This is a genomic window from Nostoc parmelioides FACHB-3921 (assembly GCF_014696625.1).
Lineage (GTDB): Bacteria > Cyanobacteriota > Cyanobacteriia > Cyanobacteriales > Nostocaceae > Trichormus > Trichormus parmelioides.
The window spans coordinates 98,379-120,355 of the sequence record NZ_JACJQL010000013.1 but is presented as its reverse complement, the minus strand read 5'-3'; the positions used below and the strand labels follow the sequence as shown (position 1 = coordinate 120,355).

At 42.2% G+C, this 21,977-nt stretch carries 20 protein-coding genes; 10 read left to right on the top strand and 10 right to left on the bottom strand.

All coding sequences use genetic code 11. From position 1 onward, the window contains the following. The first annotated feature begins 28 nt into the window (after positions 1-28). Entirely contained in the window at positions 29-1,393 is a 1,365-nt protein-coding gene (locus H6G14_RS11730; protein WP_190567584.1) for a GAF domain-containing sensor histidine kinase, read from the top strand. Positions 1,394-1,441: 48 nt separating this feature from the next. On the opposite strand, the gene H6G14_RS11725 is transcribed toward H6G14_RS11730, so the two are convergent. The 3 genes from H6G14_RS11725 to H6G14_RS11715 all read right to left on the bottom strand — a co-directional run bounded on the left by H6G14_RS11725 (position 1,442) and on the right by H6G14_RS11715 (position 6,273). Then, positions 1,442-2,686 carry an S-layer homology domain-containing protein gene (locus H6G14_RS11725; RefSeq protein WP_190567583.1) on the bottom strand — a complete coding sequence of 415 codons (1,245 nt, stop codon included), beginning with the start codon at positions 2,684-2,686 and terminating at the stop codon, positions 1,442-1,444. Positions 2,687-3,124: 438 nt separating this feature from the next. Beyond that, the gene (locus H6G14_RS11720; RefSeq protein WP_190567582.1) at positions 3,125-3,820 is read right to left on the bottom strand and encodes a conjugal transfer protein TrbI; all 696 of its coding nucleotides are present in this window, start codon (positions 3,818-3,820) and stop codon (positions 3,125-3,127) included. A gap of 158 nt (positions 3,821-3,978) precedes the next feature. Then, entirely contained in the window at positions 3,979-6,273 is a 2,295-nt protein-coding gene (locus H6G14_RS11715; protein ID WP_242053409.1) for a PAS domain-containing hybrid sensor histidine kinase/response regulator, read from the bottom strand. Between the two features lie 637 nt (positions 6,274-6,910). Here H6G14_RS11715 and sbcC point away from each other — a divergent pair. From sbcC to rpsN, 4 genes are all read left to right on the top strand, one after another. Then, a complete protein-coding gene (gene sbcC, locus H6G14_RS11710) occupies positions 6,911-9,937 on the top strand; it encodes an exonuclease subunit SbcC (protein ID WP_190567581.1) in 3,027 nt (1,008 codons plus the stop codon). A gap of 110 nt (positions 9,938-10,047) precedes the next feature. Further along, the gene (gene rseP / locus H6G14_RS11705) at positions 10,048-11,142 is read left to right on the top strand and encodes an RIP metalloprotease RseP (protein ID WP_190567580.1); all 1,095 of its coding nucleotides are present in this window, start codon (positions 10,048-10,050) and stop codon (positions 11,140-11,142) included. Next, entirely contained in the window at positions 11,139-11,810 is a 672-nt protein-coding gene (nth, locus tag H6G14_RS11700) for an endonuclease III (RefSeq protein ID WP_338421190.1), read from the top strand. Before rseP ends, nth begins: the two co-directional genes overlap by 4 nt. Before the next feature lie 161 nt (positions 11,811-11,971). Further along, on the top strand, positions 11,972-12,274 hold the full coding sequence (gene rpsN / locus H6G14_RS11695; RefSeq protein ID WP_190567578.1) for a 30S ribosomal protein S14: 303 nt from the start codon (positions 11,972-11,974) through the stop codon (positions 12,272-12,274). A gap of 133 nt (positions 12,275-12,407) precedes the next feature. Here the strand turns inward: rpsN and H6G14_RS11690 are convergent, their stop codons facing one another. Then, positions 12,408-12,737 carry a hypothetical protein gene (locus tag H6G14_RS11690; protein ID WP_011318537.1) on the bottom strand — a complete coding sequence of 110 codons (330 nt, stop codon included), beginning with the start codon at positions 12,735-12,737 and terminating at the stop codon, positions 12,408-12,410. A gap of 107 nt (positions 12,738-12,844) precedes the next feature. Between H6G14_RS11690 and aat the strand changes: the two genes are divergently transcribed. Continuing rightward, positions 12,845-13,420 carry a leucyl/phenylalanyl-tRNA--protein transferase gene (gene aat / locus H6G14_RS11685; protein ID WP_190567577.1) on the top strand — a complete coding sequence of 192 codons (576 nt, stop codon included), beginning with the start codon at positions 12,845-12,847 and terminating at the stop codon, positions 13,418-13,420. A gap of 163 nt (positions 13,421-13,583) precedes the next feature. Then, a complete protein-coding gene (locus tag H6G14_RS11680; RefSeq protein WP_044522014.1) occupies positions 13,584-13,823 on the top strand; it encodes a hypothetical protein in 240 nt (79 codons plus the stop codon). Positions 13,824-13,978: 155 nt separating this feature from the next. Here H6G14_RS11680 and H6G14_RS11675 read toward each other — a convergent pair whose 3' ends face one another. Continuing rightward, positions 13,979-14,836, bottom strand: coding sequence for a PD-(D/E)XK nuclease family protein (locus tag H6G14_RS11675; RefSeq protein WP_190567576.1), 858 nt, complete (start codon positions 14,834-14,836; stop codon positions 13,979-13,981). 105 nt (positions 14,837-14,941) lie between these two features. Here H6G14_RS11675 and H6G14_RS11670 point away from each other — a divergent pair, with 105 nt between their 5' ends. The 3 genes from H6G14_RS11670 to H6G14_RS11660 all read left to right on the top strand — a co-directional run bounded on the left by H6G14_RS11670 (position 14,942) and on the right by H6G14_RS11660 (position 17,702). Continuing rightward, positions 14,942-16,369: a phosphoglucomutase/phosphomannomutase family protein gene (locus tag H6G14_RS11670; RefSeq protein WP_190567575.1), complete on the top strand. Its 1,428-nt coding sequence runs from the start codon at positions 14,942-14,944 to the stop codon at positions 16,367-16,369. Positions 16,370-16,429: 60 nt separating this feature from the next. After that, a complete protein-coding gene (locus tag H6G14_RS11665; RefSeq protein WP_044523218.1) occupies positions 16,430-16,702 on the top strand; it encodes a LapA family protein in 273 nt (90 codons plus the stop codon). A 175-nt stretch (positions 16,703-16,877) separates the two neighbouring features. After that, a complete protein-coding gene (locus H6G14_RS11660; protein WP_190567574.1) occupies positions 16,878-17,702 on the top strand; it encodes a hypothetical protein in 825 nt (274 codons plus the stop codon). A gap of 89 nt (positions 17,703-17,791) precedes the next feature. Here H6G14_RS11660 and H6G14_RS11655 read toward each other — a convergent pair whose 3' ends face one another. The 5 genes from H6G14_RS11655 to ndhD1 form a co-directional block, all read right to left on the bottom strand. Next, positions 17,792-18,163 carry a hypothetical protein gene (locus H6G14_RS11655; RefSeq protein WP_190567573.1) on the bottom strand — a complete coding sequence of 124 codons (372 nt, stop codon included), beginning with the start codon at positions 18,161-18,163 and terminating at the stop codon, positions 17,792-17,794. 51 nt (positions 18,164-18,214) lie between these two features. Beyond that, positions 18,215-18,361, bottom strand: a complete 147-nt coding sequence (locus tag H6G14_RS11650; protein WP_190567572.1) for a hypothetical protein — start codon at positions 18,359-18,361, stop codon at positions 18,215-18,217. A gap of 60 nt (positions 18,362-18,421) precedes the next feature. Beyond that, entirely contained in the window at positions 18,422-18,655 is a 234-nt protein-coding gene (locus tag H6G14_RS11645; protein WP_190567571.1) for a DUF433 domain-containing protein, read from the bottom strand. Positions 18,656-19,325: 670 nt separating this feature from the next. Then, positions 19,326-20,054, bottom strand: coding sequence for a Uma2 family endonuclease (locus H6G14_RS11640; RefSeq protein ID WP_190567599.1), 729 nt, complete (start codon positions 20,052-20,054; stop codon positions 19,326-19,328). Positions 20,055-20,294: 240 nt separating this feature from the next. Further along, complete coding sequence (ndhD1, locus tag H6G14_RS11635) at positions 20,295-21,872, bottom strand: photosynthetic/respiratory NAD(P)H-quinone oxidoreductase subunit D1 (protein ID WP_190567570.1); 1,578 nt, start codon at positions 21,870-21,872, stop codon at positions 20,295-20,297. Positions 21,873-21,977 lie beyond the last annotated feature (105 nt).

The window sequence follows — 21,977 nt, the reverse complement described above, 5'->3', positions numbered from 1 at the left end:
AACCGTGATCCTGAGCAAGAGCTGAAAAATGTTAATGTCTGCCAGTTCAGATTTTGTGGCTCTATGTCGAGAGCAAATAGCACTACTTACCCAAGGGCTAGGAGCTTCTTTAAGTGTAGTTTATCTAACCCAAGAATTGATAGAGTCGCCGACAGGGGAGGCGAAACTGATTCCTGTGGTTGTTTATCCAGAAACAGCAGTTATACTACCAGGAGAAGAAATTGCTGAGGTGAATGCACGTAAACAATTACAAGTGGGTGATGTGCTGTTGCTACCTCAACAACAGGGAAAATTATTGACTGTAGCGCCAGCCGAAGAAACACCGGAGTCGGGGAGAGCGCCTACAGTAGGTGGAACGTCATCGCCTTTTGGTAATGATTACTTGTTAGATGAACGCCAAATAGTTTTACCTCTGGTGCATGAGGGTGTGATGATGGGATTATTGGTAACGAGTAGAGACGATCGCCCCTGGAACGAACAAGAGCAAAGCCAAGTGCAGAAAGTTGGACAAACACTGGCGATCGCTTGTATTTTGGATCAGCGTCGAGCATGGTTGCAACACCAACTGCATCAACAACAAATTCTGCAAGAACAACAGCAAGATTTACTCGATAATCTATTACATCAGTTTCGTAATCCCTTAACTGCCTTACGCACTTTTGGTAAACTTCTCTTGAAAAGATTGCGCCCTGGTGATCCAAATCGAGATGTGGGCGAGAATATTGTTAGGGAGAGCGATCGCCTCAAAGAATTGCTACAAAAATTTGAGCAAGTGATTGATTGGACAGAGGCGGATTTATCTAGGCTAGTGTTACCAGAAAAAGAGGGATTTGTCGAAGCCACCGTCCAAAAAGAAGCCAAACCAGCGTTATTATTACCGGGGACGGGAGAGCAATTAACTGATTGTGCTGTAGTTGATTTATTAACACCATTACTCATGTCAGCCAAAGCGATCGCCCAAGACAGACATATCAAGTTAAAAGCAGATATTTCTCAAGATTTGCCATTAGTGAGGGTGAATATTAAAGCTTTGCAAGAAGTGTTGAGTAATATCATTGATAATGCTTTAAAATACACACCGCAAGGTGGCAAGATTTATATTCAAGCCGGGCAAGAAAAACTGAACTTCCAAGGCATTGCGATTAGTGATAATGGCCCTGGTATTCCTCAAGAAGATTTAGTCCATTTAGGTGAAAGACATTACCGAGGCGTACAAGCCCAAACAGAAATTCCTGGTACAGGCTTAGGATTGGCGATCGCTAAACAATTAATTGAGCAAATGCAGGGCGAAATTGAAATTTTCAGCCCGGCAATTAACTCTAAATTAACCTCACCCAATACACCAGGAACGACGTTTATTATTTGGTTACCGATGAGTCAAAGTAATTCGTAATTAATAAATTAGTGTTGTTATTAATTAGGAATTACAAGCAGGGGTTGACTATCTCAATGAAACCAGTAGGTTTTGGTTAATGGTCATTTGTAAATCGGTGTCTGGGTCGATAGCGATTAAGTCAACACTATTTCTGCCGAAAAACAAGCTGATTAATCCGCCAATGGCAGCACCCCCTAAAACTTCTTCGGTAGCGATAGCGCGATCGCCTGTGACAGCAGAGACGGCGGCGGCGGCACCTGCACCCAGGACGGTATTCTTAATAATTGTGCCTGTGCTAGCACCCTTTCTGACAGTTTCGGTTTTGTTAATGACTTCTGAAGTTGCATTCAGTTGATACTCTTGACCTGTAGTTAAAACGAGTTTTTGAGCCACGAATTGGGAACCGCCTTGAGCCGGCTTCAGTTCCCCGACTACCTGGCTACCAGCCGGAATTACCACAGTACCCGCTTGAGTAACTACGTTTTCGTCTACGGTAAGGGTCAAAGGTGCAGTTTCATCCTTTGTTACGAGGATTTTCTCCGCCTTGTCGTACTTGACTGAAATCACAGTCCCTTGAGGAATGGTGACAGCAGTAGGCGTTCTGGGGGTATTAGCTTGAGTAGCCACAATATAGGGCGAGGTGATTGCTGAGGCTTGATTAGAACTAACTAATGCTTGGTAGATAAAAGCTGCTACCTGCGCCCTTGTAGCTGTTGCTGTGGGATTTAAAAAGTTGGCGTTGGGATAATTCACCACAATTTTCTGCTCAGTGGCGGCGGCTATGGGACTACGAGCATAGCCAGCAACTTTAACAGCGTCGTTAAAGTATTGCAGAGTACTTTCAACGTTACCACTGGGAATATATTCCAGACCGTTGGCGAGGGAAACCAAAACCTGCTGGCGGGGAATAGCTTGGTTAGGCTCAAAACGATTGCCGGGGTATCCTGAGAGGAAACCAATGGTATAGGCTTGCCGAATGGCGCTAGATGCCCAATAGTTGCTGGGGACATCAACAAAATTAATTGCTTGCCGTTCTGGTGCTTTTTGAAAAGCTTTATTGACCATCGCCGCAAATTGAGCGCGCGTTACTGGTTCTTCTGGACGGAATGAACCATCAGGGAAACCAGCAATAATGCCTCGCTGGGACAATTGTTGAATAAACTGTGCAGCCCAGTAGTTCGAGGAAACATCAGAAAAAGTAGTTTGAGCGAAAGATGGAGATGCTACTAAAAAAGGTGCGACAGTTCCTGCTGTGATGCTCAAAGCCATGAGCGCAGATGTGCCAGATTGCCAACGAGTTAAATTAAACATACAGTTTCTTAACCTACTCAATTATTTGTTTGTCTTGTTAATTATTTAGACCGTATTAATAACTAAAAAGTTCCTTTTTTTCTGTATAAAATGGATGAGGTTGTTAAAATCAAAAATAATCAAAATAGCTATATCACAAGTATTAGATATTTAGGAATAGTGCTATTACTGGTGATTTATGATTAGCCAGCCTATATCTTCATTTATTTGGCGGCTGATGTATAGCTGTTGACGGTTAACTGTTGACAGTTGACGGACTTGAAAGCTTTGTGTTGTCAGTGTTTGATATTAGCTTGATGTCCTGATCTATCTGGCTACGGCTATACCTAAAAGTTGAATTTTGGGAGGAAAAAATTAAGCGATCGCCTACATATAGTCCAAGAAGCGATCGCTAAAAGAGGAATGATGAAATTCACTATTAAATCTTCAGGAAACTAACTAGCGGAAAACATCCACTGTCAAGTTAGAACTCAGGGCTAGTCGCAAATCTTGTTCTGGTCGAACCACAAAGACTTCAGCTTCTTTTTTGCGTAATAATACACTAGCTAAAGCGCCTGCTGCTGCACCACCTACAGGTTCCAAAATTTCAATTCGGCGATTACCTGTAATCAAAGAAATTGCTGTGGCAGCACCTGCACCAATAGCAGCATCAGTTAATATTTTGCCAGAATCATTTCTGCTGATTTTTTCTAGTCTAGTAACAGTTTGAGAATTGGCACTGATTGACTGTCTATTGCCAGAAGGAAATATTAATTCTCTGGCAACAAACCTTACACCTCTGACATTACTTTGGTCGTTTCTGTCTTGGGAAAAATTGCCGTTGAAATATACGGGTTCTAGTTGTCCCACAACTTCAGTTCCCGCAGGAATCAAAACGTTCCTGTTATTGTCGATAATATTGTTAGCTATTTTTAGAGTTAAAGATATAGTTTCTCCACGACTCACAACTACTTGCTCTTTATCGTAGGTAACAGGAAAAGTCACTCCAGCAGGAATAGAAACTCTCCGATTTTGACCAATGAATTGGGCATTAGCAGCCGGTGCAAAGGCAATGATTGGGGCAACAGTTCCTGTTGTGACTGTTAATGCCATGAGTGCGGCGGCTCCAGATTTCCAGTGATTCAAGCGAGTCATAATAGTTTTGGGTTTCTGCAATTATGTATTTCTTGACGAGGTTTTACTGAGATTGTTTCTTACTCTGTTTAAACCGTTCTTTGGGCATATTCCCCAGGGGTGGGGGGTTATTATTTGTGAATTTTGTGGGCTGAATTCATTTCCTCTCCGGCTTCCTTTTAATTCGAGTTGTTGGCAGCCAGGGTGGCAACAATCTTTAATAACTGGATTGGCTCAATTGGTTTGGATATATGAATTTGAAATCCGGCGGTTAGAGCTTGGAGGCGATCGCTTTGTCTGGTGTAAGCAGTAAGGGCGGCGGCTGGTACATTTCCCCCTTGTTCTGATGATAGCGCTCGAATTTGCCGAATTAGAGCGTAGCCATCTTCATTTGGCATCCCAATATCACTTAATAGCACATCAGGCTTCACTAATTGCAACAGTTTTAAAGCTTCACGGGTGGAGGCTGCGGTTGTCACAATTGCTCCGTATTGCTCTAAGGCGGTTTTGAGAAATTCTCTAGTATCTGGTTCATCATCAACTGCTAAGATTTTTAGTCCTCTGATTTGGACTTTAGTATCCCAGGCTGTCTGTCTTTGAATCAAGGGTTCTTCTAGAGTGATTGCGGTGGAAGTGGGTAAGATTGGGAGTTGGACTGTAAATGTGGCTCCTTGTCCTTCTCCTGGGCTAGAAACTGAAACTTTACCATTGTGAAGCTCAACGAGATTACGCACGATCGCCAGACCTAAACCCAGTCCTCCTTGATTTCTGGTTGTGGTAGCATCTGCTTGGCGGAAACGGTCAAACACATAAGGCAAAAACTCAGGACTGATGCCTGTACCTGTGTCAATTACCTGAATCTGCACATTAGTCTCTACTTGTTCTAGGCAAATTTCTACCCGTCCACCTTCAGGAGTAAACTTGACTGCATTGGAAAGTAGGTTCCAAATCACTTGCTGTAAACGTTCTGGGTCGGCAGAAACTAAACCAATATCAAAATTCAGGCGAGATATAATTTGGATTGATTTGGTATTGGCAATTGGGCGGACGGTATCTAGTGCGGCTTGAATTACGGGAATCAGCTTTGTGGGGCGCACAAGTAAGCGAATGTTACCGCGAATAATCCGGGAAATATCGAGTAAGTCTTCAATTAATTGAGTTTGGGCTTGAGCATTGCGCTCAATGGATTCTAAAGCTTGTTCAATTTTTTCTGGTGACAGTTTGCGGGTGCGGAGCAGGCGCGACCAACCTAAAATACCATTGAGGGGCGATCGCAATTCATGGGAAACTATCGCTAAAAATTCATCTTTCATACGACTGGCTCTTTCCAGTTCTATACGAGCTGCCCGTTCTCGTTCTAAAGCTTGCGCCCGCTCTTCAGTTACCATTAATTCGCTTTGGCGTAGTGCTTTTTCTGCTTGTATGCGCTCTGTTACATCTAACACTAGTGATAGCACAGAGGTAACACTACCTTCTTCATTAGTAATGCTGGAGTTGTACCATTCGCAATAAATGACTCTGCCATCTTTGGTATAGTTGCGATTGTATTGGATAATTTGCGCTTCTTGGCCACTGAGGAGGCGATCGCTCACCTCTGCGACTGCTGTAATATCTTCCTCATAAACTATATGCAGATCTTGAATGTATTTTCCTATTACTTCCTCTGCCAGCCAGCCAAAGATTTTTTCAGCAGCCGATGACCAACGGGTAACGCAAAAGTTGCAATCCCACTGCACTACTGCCAAAGGAGTAGTATCTATGTGTAGATTTAACAGTTGTAGGGCATCTTGCAAAGCCAATTCAGATTGTTTACGCTCTGTGATTTCCTGGGTAATGGTCATTCCCGCAAAAATCTCACCATCATCATTCCTCACAGGTAAAACATGGACTTCATAAACGCGATGTCCATAGGGTGCTTCAAAACGGGAGCTGATGCCTGCAAATGCTTGGCGATAGGGTAACTCAACCTTAGAAGAAGTTTCTGGGGGGAGTGCTTCCCAAATTGTTTTACCTTCTATATCAGCTTTAGTAATTCCCACCACCCCTAACCCTAAGCCTGCTGCCAAGATAAAGCGTAAATTTTGGTCAAACAGGAAAACGCCACCATTGGGAATATTTTCTAGAACAGTGTGGATTAAATTTTGATTACTTTGTAGGGTTGCTTGCGTTTGTTTAAAGGCTGTAATATCGTCGGTAACTTCTGGTAGTGTAGATAATTTTTGCTGGTGGCTATGCAGTTTGTCTTCTGGGTGCGGATGTTCAGTGACATCTTGCTTGGTGGCTGTGAGGATAAAAGCAATACCTGTGATAATGATGGCAATTAGTTCTAGCCAAAAGGTGAGCGCGATCGCTAATCTAGATACGGGAAAGCAAGAAGAAATATAAGGCTCACCCTGGTATATAGCTATTGCCTGAGTAAAAATCAGCACTAGCCAAGCCAAAATTAACACAATTTGTCTTTTGTGGAGCAACATAGACTTGCCAGGGTAATAAAGAGAAATCTAACTTTGTTCTATGCTCAACTTCATAATGTATCAGTGTCTTCACAAGCTAGACTAGTCAATTTCAAAAAGCTTATTTTAGCCACTGATTAATGGCTAGTATTATCCCCTTTCACAGAAATTCTGATACATATTGGATGTGTTGCAGGGGTGTAGAGCTATACGCTACTACCGATGTATTTGTATCATCCAAAAAATGAAATGGTGTCAGAGTTGTGAGAATGTTGATGACAAACATTCTTTTATTATTGCCGTACTTTCATTAATTGTGAAAAGAGAAAATAGCCTTTTAGTGATAGGACTTATATCTGAAAACTAAAAATCAAGGGTGTAGGGGTGTAGGGGTTTTCAACATTTACACCCCTATATCTTTACCCCCTTACACCCAGTCTCAAAAGACAAACTGGGTGCGTAAGTCCTAACTGATTTCTCTTTTTCTCGGTGCATAAGGAAAATATTTTGCAAGATCAGAAAAACTTACTCATAATAATGTTAATTTTCGTAAAATTACGGACTTTAAAACTAGAAACCTGATATTTACCTAGTTAAACTAACAAGAGTGCATCTGTACTGCTAGTTAATAAAATGTAGATGTGGCGCTATAGCCTCAATGATTCCAGTACAACTTGTCCTGAAAAATTTTCTGAGTTACCGTGATGCAACTTTAGATTTTCGTGGTTTGCATACGGCTTGTATTTGTGGTGCCAATGGAGCAGGTAAATCATCTCTCCTCGAAGCCATCACGTGGGCGCTATGGGGTGAAAGTCGGGCGGCGGCTGAAGATGATGTGATCAATTCTGGTGAAAAAGAAGTCCGGGTTGATTTTACTTTTCAAAATAATCAGCAAAAATATCGCGTAATTCGCAGTAGAATTCGGGGTGCATCTGGGGTTTTGGAATTTCAAATCGAAACACCCTCTGGCTTCCGGGCTATTACTGGTAAAGGTGTCCGAGCCACCCAGGATTTGATTTTAGAACACATAAAGCTTGATTACGATACTTTTATTAACTCTGCTTATCTACGTCAAGGACGAGCAGATGAGTTTATGCTCAAACGTCCAAGCGAACGTAAGGAAATTTTGGCGGAGTTGTTGAAGCTCAATCAATATGATGAATTGGAAGAACGAGCCAAAGATTCATCGCGTCAATTTAAAGTGAGGGCGGAAGAATTAGAGCGTTCTTTGGAATCGATTAAAACTCAGTTACAACAACGGGAAAACACCAAAGCCCAAAGGGCAGAATTAGAAGCGGAAGTTAACCAACTGCAACAGATACAAGCTTTTGAGACGATTCAGTTGCAGAGTTTGCAGGTGATTCAACACCAGAGGCAAAATAGCGAACAGCAGTTAAATTTTATCAGGCAACAATACCAAAATTTGACACAAGATAGCGATCGCCTCCAACAAGAGCAATCAGCAGTCAAAACACAGTTAGCTGAGTTAGAAGCTATCTTGCATCGGGAAGAGGAGATTCACAATGGTTACAGCCACTACCAACGTCTGCAATCTCAAGAAGAAGCATTTGCCGTCAAATTTGACGAACACACCCGCGCCACAGCCCTACGTCAACAAAAGCAACAACAGTTAACTAAACAAATTCACGAACTGGAAAGACAACTCCAACAAGTCCAAGGACAATTGGAAGCTTTAAAACAACAAGAGCAAGAAATTCAGCACACCTTGAGTAAATCGGGGGAAATAGAAGCCGCCTTAGCCCAACTCGCCGCCGCCCGTCGCCATCTAGCGCACCTGGATGAACTGCAAATGCAGGTTTCCCCCTTGTTACAACAGCGCCAACGTCTACAAAGTCATTTAGACCGGGTTCATGCGGGGTTAGTCGCCAGGCTCGAACAACTACAAGCAACAGAGAATCAACTGCAACGAGCCTCCCAACGCCAACCCCAACTGCAACAAGCAGTGATGGAAGTGGCGATGCAAATTGATCAAATGGAGAAAGACCGGGTTTATTTGCAACGGGTGCAAGAAAAAGGCCATGAAAGACGGAATTTTATAGAACGACTGCAAGCCCAACAACGGGAATATGAGAGATTATTGGGAGAAATGGAGCAGAAATTGCAAATGCTCCGCACCCCCGACGCTATTTGTCCTTTGTGCGAACGTCCTTTAGATGAGCATCATTGGAATCGGGTAGTAGATAAAACCAAAGATGAGTATAAGGAGACTGAGGGGCAATTGTGGGTGTTTCGTGAGCAGATGGCGGTATCCGATAGAGAAATTCAGGTATTGCGGCAAGAATATCGGGAAATATCCCAAAAATTAAATGCTTACGATGCTTTACGAGAACAGAGAGGACAATTAGCCGCCCAACTGCAATCTACCAGCGATGCAGAACAACAGTTACAACAATTGGCTGCCGAAAAGCAACACTTAGAGCGATCGCTGCAAGTCGGTGATTTCGCCCTTGATCAACAAGCCGAATTGCGGCAACTAGAACAACATCTGCAACAATTAAATTACAATGAGCAAGACCATGCCCTGGCTCGTAGCGAAGTAGAACGGTGGCGATGGGCAGAAATTAAGCAAGGGCAAATCAAAGATGCTAGTAAACGCCTAGCGACACTCGCAGCCCGCAAACCAGAATTACAAGCCCAAATTACCCAACTACAAACCAGAATCCAGCAAGAGCAAACTGATTCTGAAGATGCTCAACAAATCGCAGCCCTTGAGGAGCAAATCACAGAACTTGGTTATAGTTCTGAGCAGCATAACAACCTGCGTCTCGCGGTGCGTCAGTCCCAAGCTTGGCAGTTGCGTTACCAGCAGCTTTTGTCAGCCCAGCAACAGTATCCCCAACTCCAGGGCAGATTGCAAGATTTGGAAGCCTCTAAGCTGGCGAGATTACACGAAAGACAACAACTCGCCACCCAAATCGATAGTCTTGTGGAGCAGTTAGCCCAAGCTGCTAACCCCAGGGAGCAAATTCAAGCTTTAGAACAACAGTTAGCAACGAGACGACGACAACTAGACGAAAGCATCACCCAATTAGGACGTTTAGAACAGTTAGCCCATCAGTTAGAAACACTGCAAACTCAATATGAGGAGCAGCAGCAACAATACCAAACTTGTAAGCAACAATATCGGGTATATCAGGAATTAGCTCAGGCGTTTGGTAAAAATGGTATCCAAGCTTTGATGATTGAGAACGTGTTACCCCAACTGGAAGCAGAGACAAATCAACTTTTATCCAGGCTGAGTGCGAATCAACTGCACGTACAATTTATTACCCAAAGAGCAGGCAAAGGCAGTAAATCTACCAAGAAAAATGCCAAACTCATAGATACCTTAGATATTCTCATTGCCGATGCCAGAGGTACAAGAGCTTATGAAACCTACTCCGGTGGGGAAGCCTTCAGAATTAACTTTGCCATTCGTTTAGCTTTGGCGAAACTATTAGCCCAAAGAGCCGGAGCCGCATTGCAACTATTGATTGTAGACGAAGGTTTTGGCACACAAGATGCTGAAGGATGCGATCGCCTCATTGCTGCCATTAATGCGATCGCCAACGATTTCGCCTGCATCCTCACCGTTACCCATATGCCCCACCTCAAGGAAGCGTTTCAAGCCAGAATTGAGGTAGATAAAACTCAACAGGGGTCGAGGATTCGGTTGTTAACTTAACTAACCCTCTTTCTAAGGTTTTCTACTGTAGGACGCTTTGAGTCTCAGCATCGGTTTTCTAAACCACTACAATAACAATATATATCGGAATATTTTGATTAATTTGCTCTATGTCAGTTTTAGCAGCGATCGCAGTCTTGGCGGTATTAATCTTGGTACACGAGTTGGGGCATTTTGTCGCCGCGCGTTCTCAAGGTATTCATGTGAACCGCTTTTCGTTAGGATTTGGGCCTGTTCTGTGGAAGTACCAAGGTGCAGAAACTGAGTATGCTATTCGGGCTTTTCCTTTGGGTGGATTTGTCGGCTTTCCCGATGATGACCCCGATAGCGATATTCCCCCCAATGACCCGAATTTGCTGCGTAACCGTCCCATTTTAGATCGGGCGATCGTTATCAGTGCAGGTGTCATCGCTAATTTAATTTTCGCTTATATGCTCCTAGTAGCCCAGGTGGGCTTTGTTGGTATTGGGCAAGCCAGTCAGCCAGGGGTTTCAATCCAACAGTTAGCGCCAGAAGTGAGTGCTGTTGCTACCAACGCTGGACTGAAACCAGGAGATGTGATTCTCTCGGCTAATAAGCAAGAATTTGGCACTTCCTTACAAGAAATTGAAGCTTTAAGAGACATCATTAAAAATAGCCCTGGTAAGTCTATTCAACTCACAGTTGCTCGTGGAGACGAAAGGCTATCAGTTAATGTTATTCCCGAAGCCAAACCAGCCGGGGGAAGTATTGGTATTGGGCTTGCACCTAACGGCAAAGTAGAACGCCGTCCAGTGAGTCTCATCAAAGCTTTCAGCGTTGGCGCTAGCGAATTTCAACGCATCGTTGTCATGACCTTTAAAGGCTTTGGGCAACTAGTTACTAATTTTGGTGAAACAGCCAGTCAAGTTGCAGGCCCCATCAAAATTGTGGAAATTGGCGCTAATATCGCTCAAAACGATACAGCTAGTTTGTTCTTCTTTGCCGCGTTAATTAGCATCAACTTAGCAGTCATCAATATTCTGCCGCTCCCGGCTTTGGACGGTGGACAATTAGCGTTTTTACTCATTGAAGGTTTACGCGGTAAACCCTTACCTAACCGGATTCAAGAAGGTGTAATGCAGACTGGTCTGGTATTACTCTTAGGGCTGGGAATTTTTCTGATTGTGAAAGAGACCACCCAGTTAACTACCCAATTGGAGTGGGTGCAGAAATTGTTCCAGTGAGTACTACTACCCGTAAATCACTTTCTAAAAAGCAACGGGCGTTAGAAATTCTCTCTCGCCTGAAGCGTCTTTATCCCGATGCCACCTGCTCTTTAAATTACACCACAACAGTACAACTGCTAGTGGCAACTATTCTCTCAGCCCAGTGTACAGATGAGCGAGTGAATTTAGTCACACCAGCTTTATTTAGCCGCTTTCCGGATGCGCCTAGTTTAGCGAATGCTGATTTAACAGAGTTAGAAAACTTGGTACGTTCGACAGGGTTTTATCGCAATAAAGCCAAAAATATTCAAGCCGCCTGTCGCATGATTGTTAGTGAGTATAACTCTGTAGTTCCCAATACAATGGAGCAGTTGTTAAAACTGCCTGGTGTGGCGCGGAAGACCGCAAATGTGGTTTTAGCTCATGCTTATGGCATCAATGCAGGGGTAACAGTAGACACCCATGTGAAGCGCCTCAGCCAACGCCTGGGTTTAACTAAATATCCAGATCCCGTTCACATTGAACAAGATTTAATGAAATTGCTGCCCCAACCCGATTGGGAAAATTGGTCAATTCGGCTCATTTATCACGGTCGCGCTGTCTGTAAAGCCCGTTCTCCTGTATGTGAGGCTTGCGAATTGGCGGATTTATGCCCATCTGCCACGAAAACAGTCAATAGTCATTAGTCAATAGTCAATAGTCATTAGTTACTTCCCCTATACCCTTACACCTCCATACCCCCATACCCTTGATTTTACTTTTCATCAGTAAGTCACACAAAAATAGAGGCGATTAGCCTTTAGTAAATGTAGAATGGAAAATGCTGTCAAAATTGTTGAATTAATTTATGGCAAAAAAGAGTATGATTGAGCGCGAGAAAAAACGCGCTAAGTTGGTAGAAAAGTATTCTGCAAAGCGGGAAGCTCTCCTAGACGAGTTCAGAACTACAGAATCTCCTCTAGAGAAGTTAGAAATTCACCGACAAATCCAACAGTTACCCCGTAACAGTGCGCCTAATCGTCGCCGTAACCGTTGCTGGGTAACTGGTCGTCCTAGAGGTGTTTATCGTGACTTTGGGCTATCTCGGAACGTCCTGCGGGAATGGGCGCACGAAGGTCTTTTACCCGGAGTTGTTAAGTCTAGCTGGTAGTCAACAGTCAACGGTCAACAGTGAGATAGTGCGTTCCTGTCGCCTTGCGTCGGAAAGCAACTATCGAACCCGTAAGGGTCAACGGTCAACAGTTTCATACTATTGACTATGGACTCTTGACTATAGACTGGATTTATTGCCCACAACAATGGTCTATACCTAGACTCTCTAAGAGTAGATCGCTGACGGCGTTAGCGATCGCAAACTCTCCATAAAAGCTTTTAGAAAAATCAAAGGCCTGCATCTCTGTGACAATAGCAATCACTAGAGAACCAAGGTCATTCTCGCCTTCCATTCTTTGGCGAACAAAGATTTGTGCTGCACGTTGAGCAATCTTTTGATTGACGGCTTCGGGAATAAATTCTCTATCGAGCCAGCTTAGTAAAGACTCTTGCAACCATTGACCTTCGAGGTTAGGATTTGCGGCCGGTGGTAGGGTGATAGGTGGTATCGGTTGTGTCATCTGTTTTTCACCGCAGAGGAATATTATGGAGAGTGCAGAGGAGCGCCAAGTATGAGTAACAACATCAGAGCGCGTTCCTCTGATATTTTTTATTTTTAGTTTTATCTATGCAATATGATATCGCCTCTATTATTCAAGGCTACGCTCAAGGCTATTTTCTCATGGCTGATGACAGTGATTGCCTGGGATGGTATGGAAGCCGCGATCGCACTTTGATTCCCTTAGATGAGCGATTTCGCTATCCTAAGTCTTTACAGCGTGTTTTAAACCAAGAAAGGTTTACAGTGGCAATTAACCGCGATTTTGCAGCTGTAGTGGCTGGTTGTGCTAACAGAGAAAGCACTTGGATTTCTCAGGAATTGCAAGAAATTTACTGGTTACTACACCAGACGGGTTACGCCTACAGTTTTGAAACATGGCAAGGGGACGAACTAGCAGGCGGGATTTTAGGTATTGTCATTGGCGGTGCTTTTATAGGTGAATCGATGTTTTACCGCATTCCTGAAGGCTCTAAAGTAGCGATGGTGAAATTAGTAGAAAGATTACGCCAAAGGGAATTTGTCATGTTTGACGCGCAAATGATGAATCCCCACCTAGAAAGATTCGGCGCTTACCGTATTAAAGATAAAGAATATAAAACCCTATTAGAAAAAGCACTACTAAGTCCTAGCACTCTAATTTAGCCGAACTGGAGACTGAGGAAAGCAGGGGGAGCAGGGGAGCAACTGACTAATGACTAATGACTAATGACTAATGACAACTGTACTTTTTTCTACGCTTTTGGGTGGATGAATGACTGTATACGGTTAAGTAGAAATTAATTATAAACTTACGGAGGGTGAATCAATGACTACAGGTAATGGACATTCTCAGGAACCTATTAGCAACTTAGAGTATGACTTTCTCACCGTGTTGCAAAATAAAGCCGAAGCAGTTAGAGCTTATGAAACTTACATAGAAGATGCACAAGCTGCTAACTCTCAACCTTGTGTAGATTTATTCCAAAAACTTCGTCAGTCTGAAATTGAGCAAGCACAAGAAATTCGTCATCATCTGCAAGAAGTAATGCAGCACGGTAAGATGTAAAATTCACTGGTAATAAGTAATAGGTAACAGGTGAATTATCGATTACTTATTACTATTCATAAAACCAATTCGCAATTCGCAATAAATGATGTAGAGACTTTGCATACAACGTCTCTACAGTACAGAATAAAGTGCATTTTAATCAAGAAACAGTATCAGCTATTATTTTTAATAATTGGTAATGATTGAAATTGAGACGCTTGAACTGAAAAATCACAAATTGATTGAAATGGACAAAAACGGCAGTGATAACCAGGATTGGGTGGAAATATTTCACTGAAATCTCTAGTTTCTTCCTGATACTGCTGTACGTCGTCTTGGTGTTTTTTGGCTATATTTATTAACTCAAACTTTAAATCTTCTAATTCATTTCTTTTAAGGCTAATTAACTCTGATTCTTGGCAGAGTTCTAAATTATAAAATGAGGCGACAGCTTCTTTACCTGGATAGAGGTAATGAGCAGCTAATAAATAAACTAAAGCTTGTCTTTTATCAAAAGCTGCTTTACCAGTTTTGAAATCTAAAATATGTAGGGTGTGATGATTATCAGACTCGATAAAGACGCAATCCATCGCTGCATATAAGCGAAAACGGTCATCTTTCTGTTCGATTAAAATTGGCTTGGGGAAACCTTCATCACCACGAGTCAATTGCAGAATTTTTTTACCTAATAATAACGGTGCATTATAGTATTTTTTCAAAATTTGCAGCACCCGTTGTTGAACTTGCATTGTGGAGTTACTTAGTTTCAACAACTGTGCGACTTGCTCGACTCCATCGGAACGGGTTAACAAATGTCGATTATGATGAAACTCATAAACACCTTTTTGGGCTAGTATCCCAATTCGCTGAGGTGGAGTAGCATTCCCTAGCAGTGCTTTGACTTGCGGTTCGTTTTGACGCGCCTTGATAAACCCCCGTCTCATCTGGCAATGCCAACGTTCTTGCCCCACAGCTGGGGCAACTAAAGACCAGAGGTGATAACTAACAAAAAGTCGATCGGGGGTTGACATTGGTCAAGAGCAGTGAGAAAAAATACGGTGAAGGATGCTTGCGACTACGCACGCTTTGCGGGAAGCTTCCTATAGTGGTCAAATAGATGGGGGACAGTAGCAAACATGAGCGCTAGTAGCAATTCCAGCAAGATAAAATTTGGTACTGATGGATGGAGAGGCATTATTGCCGATGATTTCACTTTTCCCAATGTGCGAAAAGTGACAAGAGCGATCGCCAGTTATCTGGAAACAGCCTACACAAAAGATAGACCAGTTCTAATTGCCTACGATACTCGTTTTTTAGCTGATCAGTTTGCCGAGACAGCAGCTCAAGTCTTGGCTGACTTGGGCTGGAATGTCAAAGTTACTGATCGGGATTGCCCCACACCAGTAATTGCTTACAATGCCCGTCACCTGAATTCGGCAGGGGCATTGATGTTTACGGCTAGTCATAATCCAGCACCCTATTGTGGAATTAAATATATCCCTGATTATGCTGGGCCTGCCACTCCAGAAATTACTGATACTATTGTGGCAAACATTGAAAGTGCATCGGATGAATTGCCAAGTGGCAAGCCATCGGGGTCAATTTCTACTTTCGATCCCAAACCAGACTATCTCCAGTTTATTTACACATTACTAGATGTAGAAAAAATTAAAAGCGCCCAACTGAAAGTCAAGTATGATGCGTTATATTCTACATCCCGTGGCTATTTAGATGAAGTATTGCTAGAAAGTGGGGTGCAATTAGAAAGTTTCCACACTTGGCGGGATGTCCTATTTGGTGGTGGAATGCCTGAACCAAAAGGAGAACAGCTAGTGGAATTAGTCGAAGCTGTCCGCCGCGACCATGCAGATTTAGGACTAGCGACAGATGGCGACAGCGATCGCTTTGGTATTGTGGATGAGCTAGGTAACGTCCTCACCCCCAACACTGTGCTGTTAGTCCTGGCGCGTCATTTAATCAAAAACAAAGGTAAAACAGGCGCTATTGTCCGTACTGTAGCCACAACTCACCTACTGGATAATTTCGCCGCTAAATACGGCTTGAAAATTTATGAGACAGCCGTAGGTTTTAAATACATTGGGGAAAAAATGCGGGAAACCGCCGTGCTGATTGGTGGTGAAGAATCAGGCGGTTTAAGCATTATTGGGCATATTCCCGAAAAAGACGGCGTTTTAGCTGATATGCTGATTGCCGAAGCGATCGCCTATGAAGGTAAGCCCCTCAGTCAATTGGTGAAGGAAGCGATCGCTGAAGCTGATGGCCCCTTGTACAACAACCGTCTTGATTTACACTTAACAGAAGCTCATAAAGTCGCCGTCATCGACTCCTTTACAAAAAATCCTCCTTCCGAGGTAGCTGGAATTAAAGTGAAGGAAGTCGGACGTAAGGACGGAATTAAGCTGTATTTAGAAGAAGGTAGCTGGGTGTTGCTGCGTCCCTCTGGTACTGAACCTTTGGTACGTGTTTACCTAGAAACCAACTCTCCTGAAAAACTCAGCAAACTAGAGCAAGAGTTGGAAAGTGCGATCGCTAAGTTAGGATAAGAATCTCAACCGCAGATGAACGCCTGTGTTCATCTGCGTGTATTTGTGGTTCGTGATTTTATGAAAACTTTGGCACCTTTTTTCACATCTTTAGTTGTAGCAGTTTGGGTAGTGGCGATCGCTATTCTTTCTGTCCAAAATTTCGAGCCAGTATCGTTAAAATTCTTAACATTTCAATCAATTAAAATTCCAGTTGGTATAGTGCTGGCGTTTAGTGCTGGTGTGGGATTTGTGGGTGTGGCTATCCTACAGCCCCTCTGGAGTCTTTCCGGTTCGGGTAACTCTCGTTTAGAAGAAGACGCGGAATTTTTCGTCGATGATGAAGATTTTTAACTATGGAAACTGAATATGATTTTAGCCAGGGTAAGCGCGGAGCGATTGATTAACAATGTCATGTGTCAGTCAATTCAGCAATATTATAAAACTTGAGAATAAAGATTGTGGTAAGTGTAGCGAAAGTAAATTGAGCTTAGTAAAAGCTATAAATTATTCAATAAAGTGAAAGCAAGTGAAGTACACATTATATTTAAAACAGAATCAAGTTGATGAACTAGAGTATGAAGTAGTTTCGACTGAACTTAGAGTTCATCTAATTCGGTTACTTTCACAAGGAATTAAAGGTGAGTGGACAATAGTAATACAAAACCATCTTATTAATAAGGCTCGTAGCTTTATTGGTCTTCCAATCTACGTACTTGAATCAGACATCATGGGTGAGTACGAACCGCAAGAGTATGCTTGGCATAACGGAGAGTTTGAATTACTATTAAGGCGATTTAATACAACAGAGATAGTTGAATTTCTGGGCTTTTTAATTGAAGAAGGGTTTTTTACTGTAGAGGAAATTAATGACCTGCTTGTAAAGGACGGATTATCTTTCTATTTTGAAAGGACAATTATTGATAAAATTAAAGTCTGCCTGACTCCATTAGACGATATTTCTGAGCAAGAGGAAAGGGAACATCCTAACATTCGCGTTCTTGTAAGACGTATGGAGGATGCCCTTAAAAGAGAAGATTGTGCAGGTGTTTTACATACAAGTGCATCAATTTTTGAAACACTCGCTAAAGATATTATTGGCATCCCATCAGTCCAGAATCAAACCCTAAAAAGCTTTTTTGAGCGTTATCGTAACGACTCAAAGCTACCAGATGAAATTCTGAACTACATCCTTGATCTCTACAATTCAAGAAATACTACTCCTCTAGCTGGACATGGAAGCACAAAAAATCCAGAAATATCTAAGGATCAAGCAACTATATTGAGTGAGATGACTAAGGCTTTTGTCAAAATTGAATATAAACTCAATATAGAAGTTCCTAGACTGATGTAATTAGATATGAAAATCTACAAACTTTTAAGGATAAGCTCTTCTACATTTAACTTTTATAACGTGGATTGGTAAGATTTCTTGCAAAAGAGCTAGATGTTTTTCAGATCAATACAACCATCTTCTATTTTGAAATATCTATTAACAATAGATTCGTTAAAACCAGTTATTAAGTCTGAAATATCAGTGAGACATTCAGCATTAACTACTTTTATTACGTAGTTGGAAATTCTTGTCTTGTCAGACTGTTGTATATCAGCTTGTTTACTAATGGTCTTTCGGTAAACCATTATTGCATATGCAACAGATGCTTTCACTACTTCTAGATTATCAGGGCTGAATTCAGCAGCATTAGCAACTCCAGCAGGATCATCATATCTAGAAAGTATTTTACGTTGTTCAATCCCAAATGCCAATCTCAAGAATTGCTCATATTCCAAATCATAATCCCAAGTATCGCTCATGGTTTCATACCTCTCATGTCATTATGCTATTCAGGTTTCAATATTCATAACCTAGCCCATTTTCATATCCAAACCAAAAGTCAGTGATAAGCCTCCCAATAGCAAGCATCTTAAAATAGACGGTGCGATCGCATATTCAACAAAGTACAGTGAATCAGCGATCGCAATCATCCAAACTGCATTCAAATTCTGAAACACTGCTAATTTCTACGATTGCTTCTCCTTGTCTAGGAGGTAATTGAGCATCAATCCAAATTTTCATGCTGTCAGTCGGGGAAAATCAGTGCGGCGTGCAGCAAACAACAAACAGGCTTGAATATCTTTTGCTTCGAGGTCGGGAAAATCTTCTAAAATTTCAGAAACGCTAACATTCTCCCCCATCATTTCTAAAATGTCACTTACGCGGATTCTCATACCGCGAATACAAGGACGACCTCCACATTGACCAGGAGTTTGGGTAATGCGAGTTAATAATTCAACTTTTGAGTTCATTTAGTAACCCAATATAAATTGCTTTGTCCTGATCATACAGAATAAGTCATATTGGTAGCGATCGCCTAAGTTCAGAGTAAAGCGATCGCACTCACATTAAAGCTAAAATAACGAAGCGTATTCTTGTAAAAATGATTGACAAAAACATATTGAGGCTTGGGGATAGAACCGAACCCTAATTTTATATCCATAACTAATTTCAATAATTGTGTTGTCAATTAGTGAGCTTGTTATTTATATGGTTCCCCAATTATCAAATCAATTAACGTGAATTCGACAAGTCTTTTTTGACCTCTCCCCCAACCCCTCTCTCTTGAAAAGTTCTGAGCGGAGGAAACCTCCGCTCAGACTTTTCGCTCCGACGCGGAGAGGGGGGTAAAGACCATGCAATATTGACAAACAATAAAGGTTTTGAAGCCTCTCTCCTTGCAGGGGAGAGGTTTGGAGAGGGGTTCTTCCGAATTTATCGAACTCACGTTCAATTAACATCAAATATATTGCATTAGCTAACTTCATCGAAGTAGATTATGGTCAAATTAAAACTCACGCATAGATAAAACCTGATGCGTGAGTATAGGCTTACTTGAAGTATTTGACCATGAAATTATTAAATGCGATGTTCTAATGACGACAAGAGGTCATAAGCGAAAACAATCCATTTACTGTTTTTTTAATTTCCAGCCATTGTTTCTGGCTCAAAACCTAAGGTTTTTAATCTTTCTGTCAAAATATGGACTTGTTCTTCTGCTTCTAAACGTCGTTGTGATTCAAAATTTGCCCGTTGTTCTGCATCCAAAATACGTTCCTCTGGGGTAAGCAACCTTTCCCCTTTTTCGTTATACCAATACAACCACTCCCGCGCTATACCTTGATAAATGCCACGTTCTCTTCCAATTCCTAAACCAATTTCTGGTAACCAAATTGGATCTCCTGACATGAGGGTGTATTCCCCATCTTCTAACCGATACACTTCCAGGGGGGATTTCTTGCGTCGAAAAGGATTGTACACAACGTAGTACAAAATTCCTAATTCTTTTGCATAGAGTTCTTTTTTGCTGCTATATTCTCCTAAATGTTTCGGGGAAGCAACCTCCACCACTAAAACAGGTGGCTTTTTCTCTTCCCACAATACATAACTCAGGCGTAAGTCCCCATCAATAAAACGCTTAACTTCTATGCTGAGAAAACCATCTGGTACAATGGCAGATTTTTTAGGGTCATAGTATATACCCATATTTACACCAAAGTACCAATCCCAACGATCTGACCACACTAAAGCTAGTGTTGACTTTAACAAGCTGGGAATTAAATCTTGTAGTTCATTATCCACAGGCGTATCATCAGAATCGGGTAGCTCTTCAGACGATGGTAAACAGTGTAACGGGTTGTAGTTTAACATAAGTCGCATTACCTATTCCTAATTTTCTATAGAATTGATTGTCAAAAACGAATTGATTTATTTTTCTATTTGTCTTTGTGATAGAGATTTTAGATTTAGCTTCAGCACTCAAGTATATTAATAAATTTGAATTATTTATCAACAGTAATATCTACGACGATACTTTCCTTACTTAGTAAAAAAAGAGCAGGTACACAACCCGCTCTTACAACAATATAGGTAGAAATGATTAAGCACCAGTTAATTACCAATTACTGGCGCACTTAAGGAAACTTTTGGTGCTTCTGGTTTTTCCTGTGCCAAAGTGGGTACAGAATCACGTAATCTTGCCGTCAGTTGTACAGTTGTAGCGTCGTACATCTGAGTTAGTAGCTTGGGATAGAAACCAATACCAATAATTGGCACTAGCAAACAAGCAATAACAAATACTTCGCGGGGTTCAGCATCTATTAGTTGCTGATGAGAAACTAATTCTTCGTTTTCTTGACCGTAGAAAATTTCCCGCAACATGGACAAAAGATAAATCGGAGTTAAAATCACCCCAACTGCCATGAGAAATACCACGATGACCTTAAATGTAGAGCTATAAGCATCGCTGGTAGCAAAGCCGACGAATACCATTAACTCTGCCACGAAACCACTCATTCCGGGCAATGCCAAAGATGCCATCGAACAAGCTGTGAACATAGCGAAAATCTTTTGCATCCGCTTACCGACACCGCCCATTTCATCTAACATCAGGGTGTGTGTCCGGTCATAGGTAGCACCGACAAGGAAGAATAAACTCGCCCCAATTAAGCCGTGGGATACCATTTGTAACATCGCCCCACTCAAACCCAAATCGGTGAAGGAGGCAAACCCGATAATCACAAAACCCATGTGGGAAATTGAGGAGTAGGCAATCTTGCGCTTGAGGTTACGCTGGGCAAAGGATGTTAAGGCAGCGTAGATGATGTTAACTACCCCCAAGACAACCAGCACAGGTGCGAAATAAGCATGGGCATCGGGTAAAATGCCAGCATTCATCCGAATCAGGGCATAACCACCCATTTTCAGAAGAATACCTGCCAGTAACATATGGGCAGGGGCTGTTGCTTCGCCGTGGGCATCTGGCAACCAAGTATGTAGGGGAATGATGGGTAATTTGATGGCGTAGGCAATAAGAAAGCCAGCGTATAGCAACAATTGGAAATTTAAGGCGTAATCTTTGAGAGCGAGCGATCGCATATCAAAGGTGACGTTATCGCCATAAAAGGCCATTGTCAAAGCTGCTAACAAAATAAACAGCGAACCACCAGCCGTGTACAAAATAAATTTGGTGGCTGCGTATTGCCGTTTTTTACCTCCCCAAATTGCCAGTAGTAAGTAAACGGGGATTAACTCCAACTCCCACACTAGGAAAAACAGCAGCATATCCTGAACGGCAAATACGGCGATTTGACCGCCATACATAGCCAGGAGCAAAAAGTAAAATAGCCTGGGCTTTAAGGTCACAGGCCAGGCTGCTAAGGTGGCTAGGGTGGTGATGAATCCAGTCAAAATAATCAGGGGCATAGACAAGCCGTCTGCGCCCACAGACCAGTTCAAATCCAGTTGCGGTACCCAAGGGTAACTCTCCACCAACTGTAAATCGGGATTGGCGAAGTCGTAACTGGTATAAAACGCGTAAACAATCAGGGCAAAATCAATCAACCCTACGATGAGGGCATACCAACGGATGGTTTTGCCGTCTTTATCGGGAATGATGGGAATCAGTAGTGACGCGGCTATCGGTAGTAAAATAATCGTCGTCAGCCACGGAAAATTAGCTGTATTCATCACAATTCTTCTGCTATTAAATTCATGTTTGCCAATAAGCCACTAGCTTATTAACTAGCAGCTTTTTGACGATTTGGCATTGATTGTTAGGTTGATTTAAACAAC

What these genes read in the sequence shown, in the direction of transcription:
- H6G14_RS11645 (WP_190567571.1), bottom strand. Translation starts at nt 18,655, where the DNA reads ATGAACTCAAAAGTTGAATTATTAACTCGCATTACCCAAACTCCTGGT.
- H6G14_RS11690 (WP_011318537.1), bottom strand. Translation starts at nt 12,737, where the DNA reads ATGACACAACCGATACCACCTATCACCCTACCACCGGCCGCAAATCCT.
- H6G14_RS11730 (WP_190567584.1), top strand. Translation starts at nt 29, where the DNA reads ATGTTAATGTCTGCCAGTTCAGATTTTGTGGCTCTATGTCGAGAGCAA.
- aat (WP_190567577.1), top strand. Translation starts at nt 12,845, where the DNA reads ATGCAATATGATATCGCCTCTATTATTCAAGGCTACGCTCAAGGCTAT.
- H6G14_RS11665 (WP_044523218.1), top strand. Translation starts at nt 16,430, where the DNA reads ATGAAAACTTTGGCACCTTTTTTCACATCTTTAGTTGTAGCAGTTTGG.
- H6G14_RS11670 (WP_190567575.1), top strand. Translation starts at nt 14,942, where the DNA reads ATGAGCGCTAGTAGCAATTCCAGCAAGATAAAATTTGGTACTGATGGA.
- rseP (WP_190567580.1), top strand. Translation starts at nt 10,048, where the DNA reads ATGTCAGTTTTAGCAGCGATCGCAGTCTTGGCGGTATTAATCTTGGTA.
- H6G14_RS11640 (WP_190567599.1), bottom strand. Translation starts at nt 20,054, where the DNA reads ATGTTAAACTACAACCCGTTACACTGTTTACCATCGTCTGAAGAGCTA.
- ndhD1 (WP_190567570.1), bottom strand. Translation starts at nt 21,872, where the DNA reads ATGAATACAGCTAATTTTCCGTGGCTGACGACGATTATTTTACTACCG.
- H6G14_RS11720 (WP_190567582.1), bottom strand. Translation starts at nt 3,820, where the DNA reads ATGACTCGCTTGAATCACTGGAAATCTGGAGCCGCCGCACTCATGGCA.
- H6G14_RS11655 (WP_190567573.1), bottom strand. Translation starts at nt 18,163, where the DNA reads ATGAGCGATACTTGGGATTATGATTTGGAATATGAGCAATTCTTGAGA.
- H6G14_RS11715 (WP_242053409.1), bottom strand. Translation starts at nt 6,273, where the DNA reads ATGTTGCTCCACAAAAGACAAATTGTGTTAATTTTGGCTTGGCTAGTG.
- H6G14_RS11680 (WP_044522014.1), top strand. Translation starts at nt 13,584, where the DNA reads ATGACTACAGGTAATGGACATTCTCAGGAACCTATTAGCAACTTAGAG.
- H6G14_RS11725 (WP_190567583.1), bottom strand. Translation starts at nt 2,686, where the DNA reads ATGTTTAATTTAACTCGTTGGCAATCTGGCACATCTGCGCTCATGGCT.
- H6G14_RS11675 (WP_190567576.1), bottom strand. Translation starts at nt 14,836, where the DNA reads ATGTCAACCCCCGATCGACTTTTTGTTAGTTATCACCTCTGGTCTTTA.
- sbcC (WP_190567581.1), top strand. Translation starts at nt 6,911, where the DNA reads ATGATTCCAGTACAACTTGTCCTGAAAAATTTTCTGAGTTACCGTGAT.
- rpsN (WP_190567578.1), top strand. Translation starts at nt 11,972, where the DNA reads ATGGCAAAAAAGAGTATGATTGAGCGCGAGAAAAAACGCGCTAAGTTG.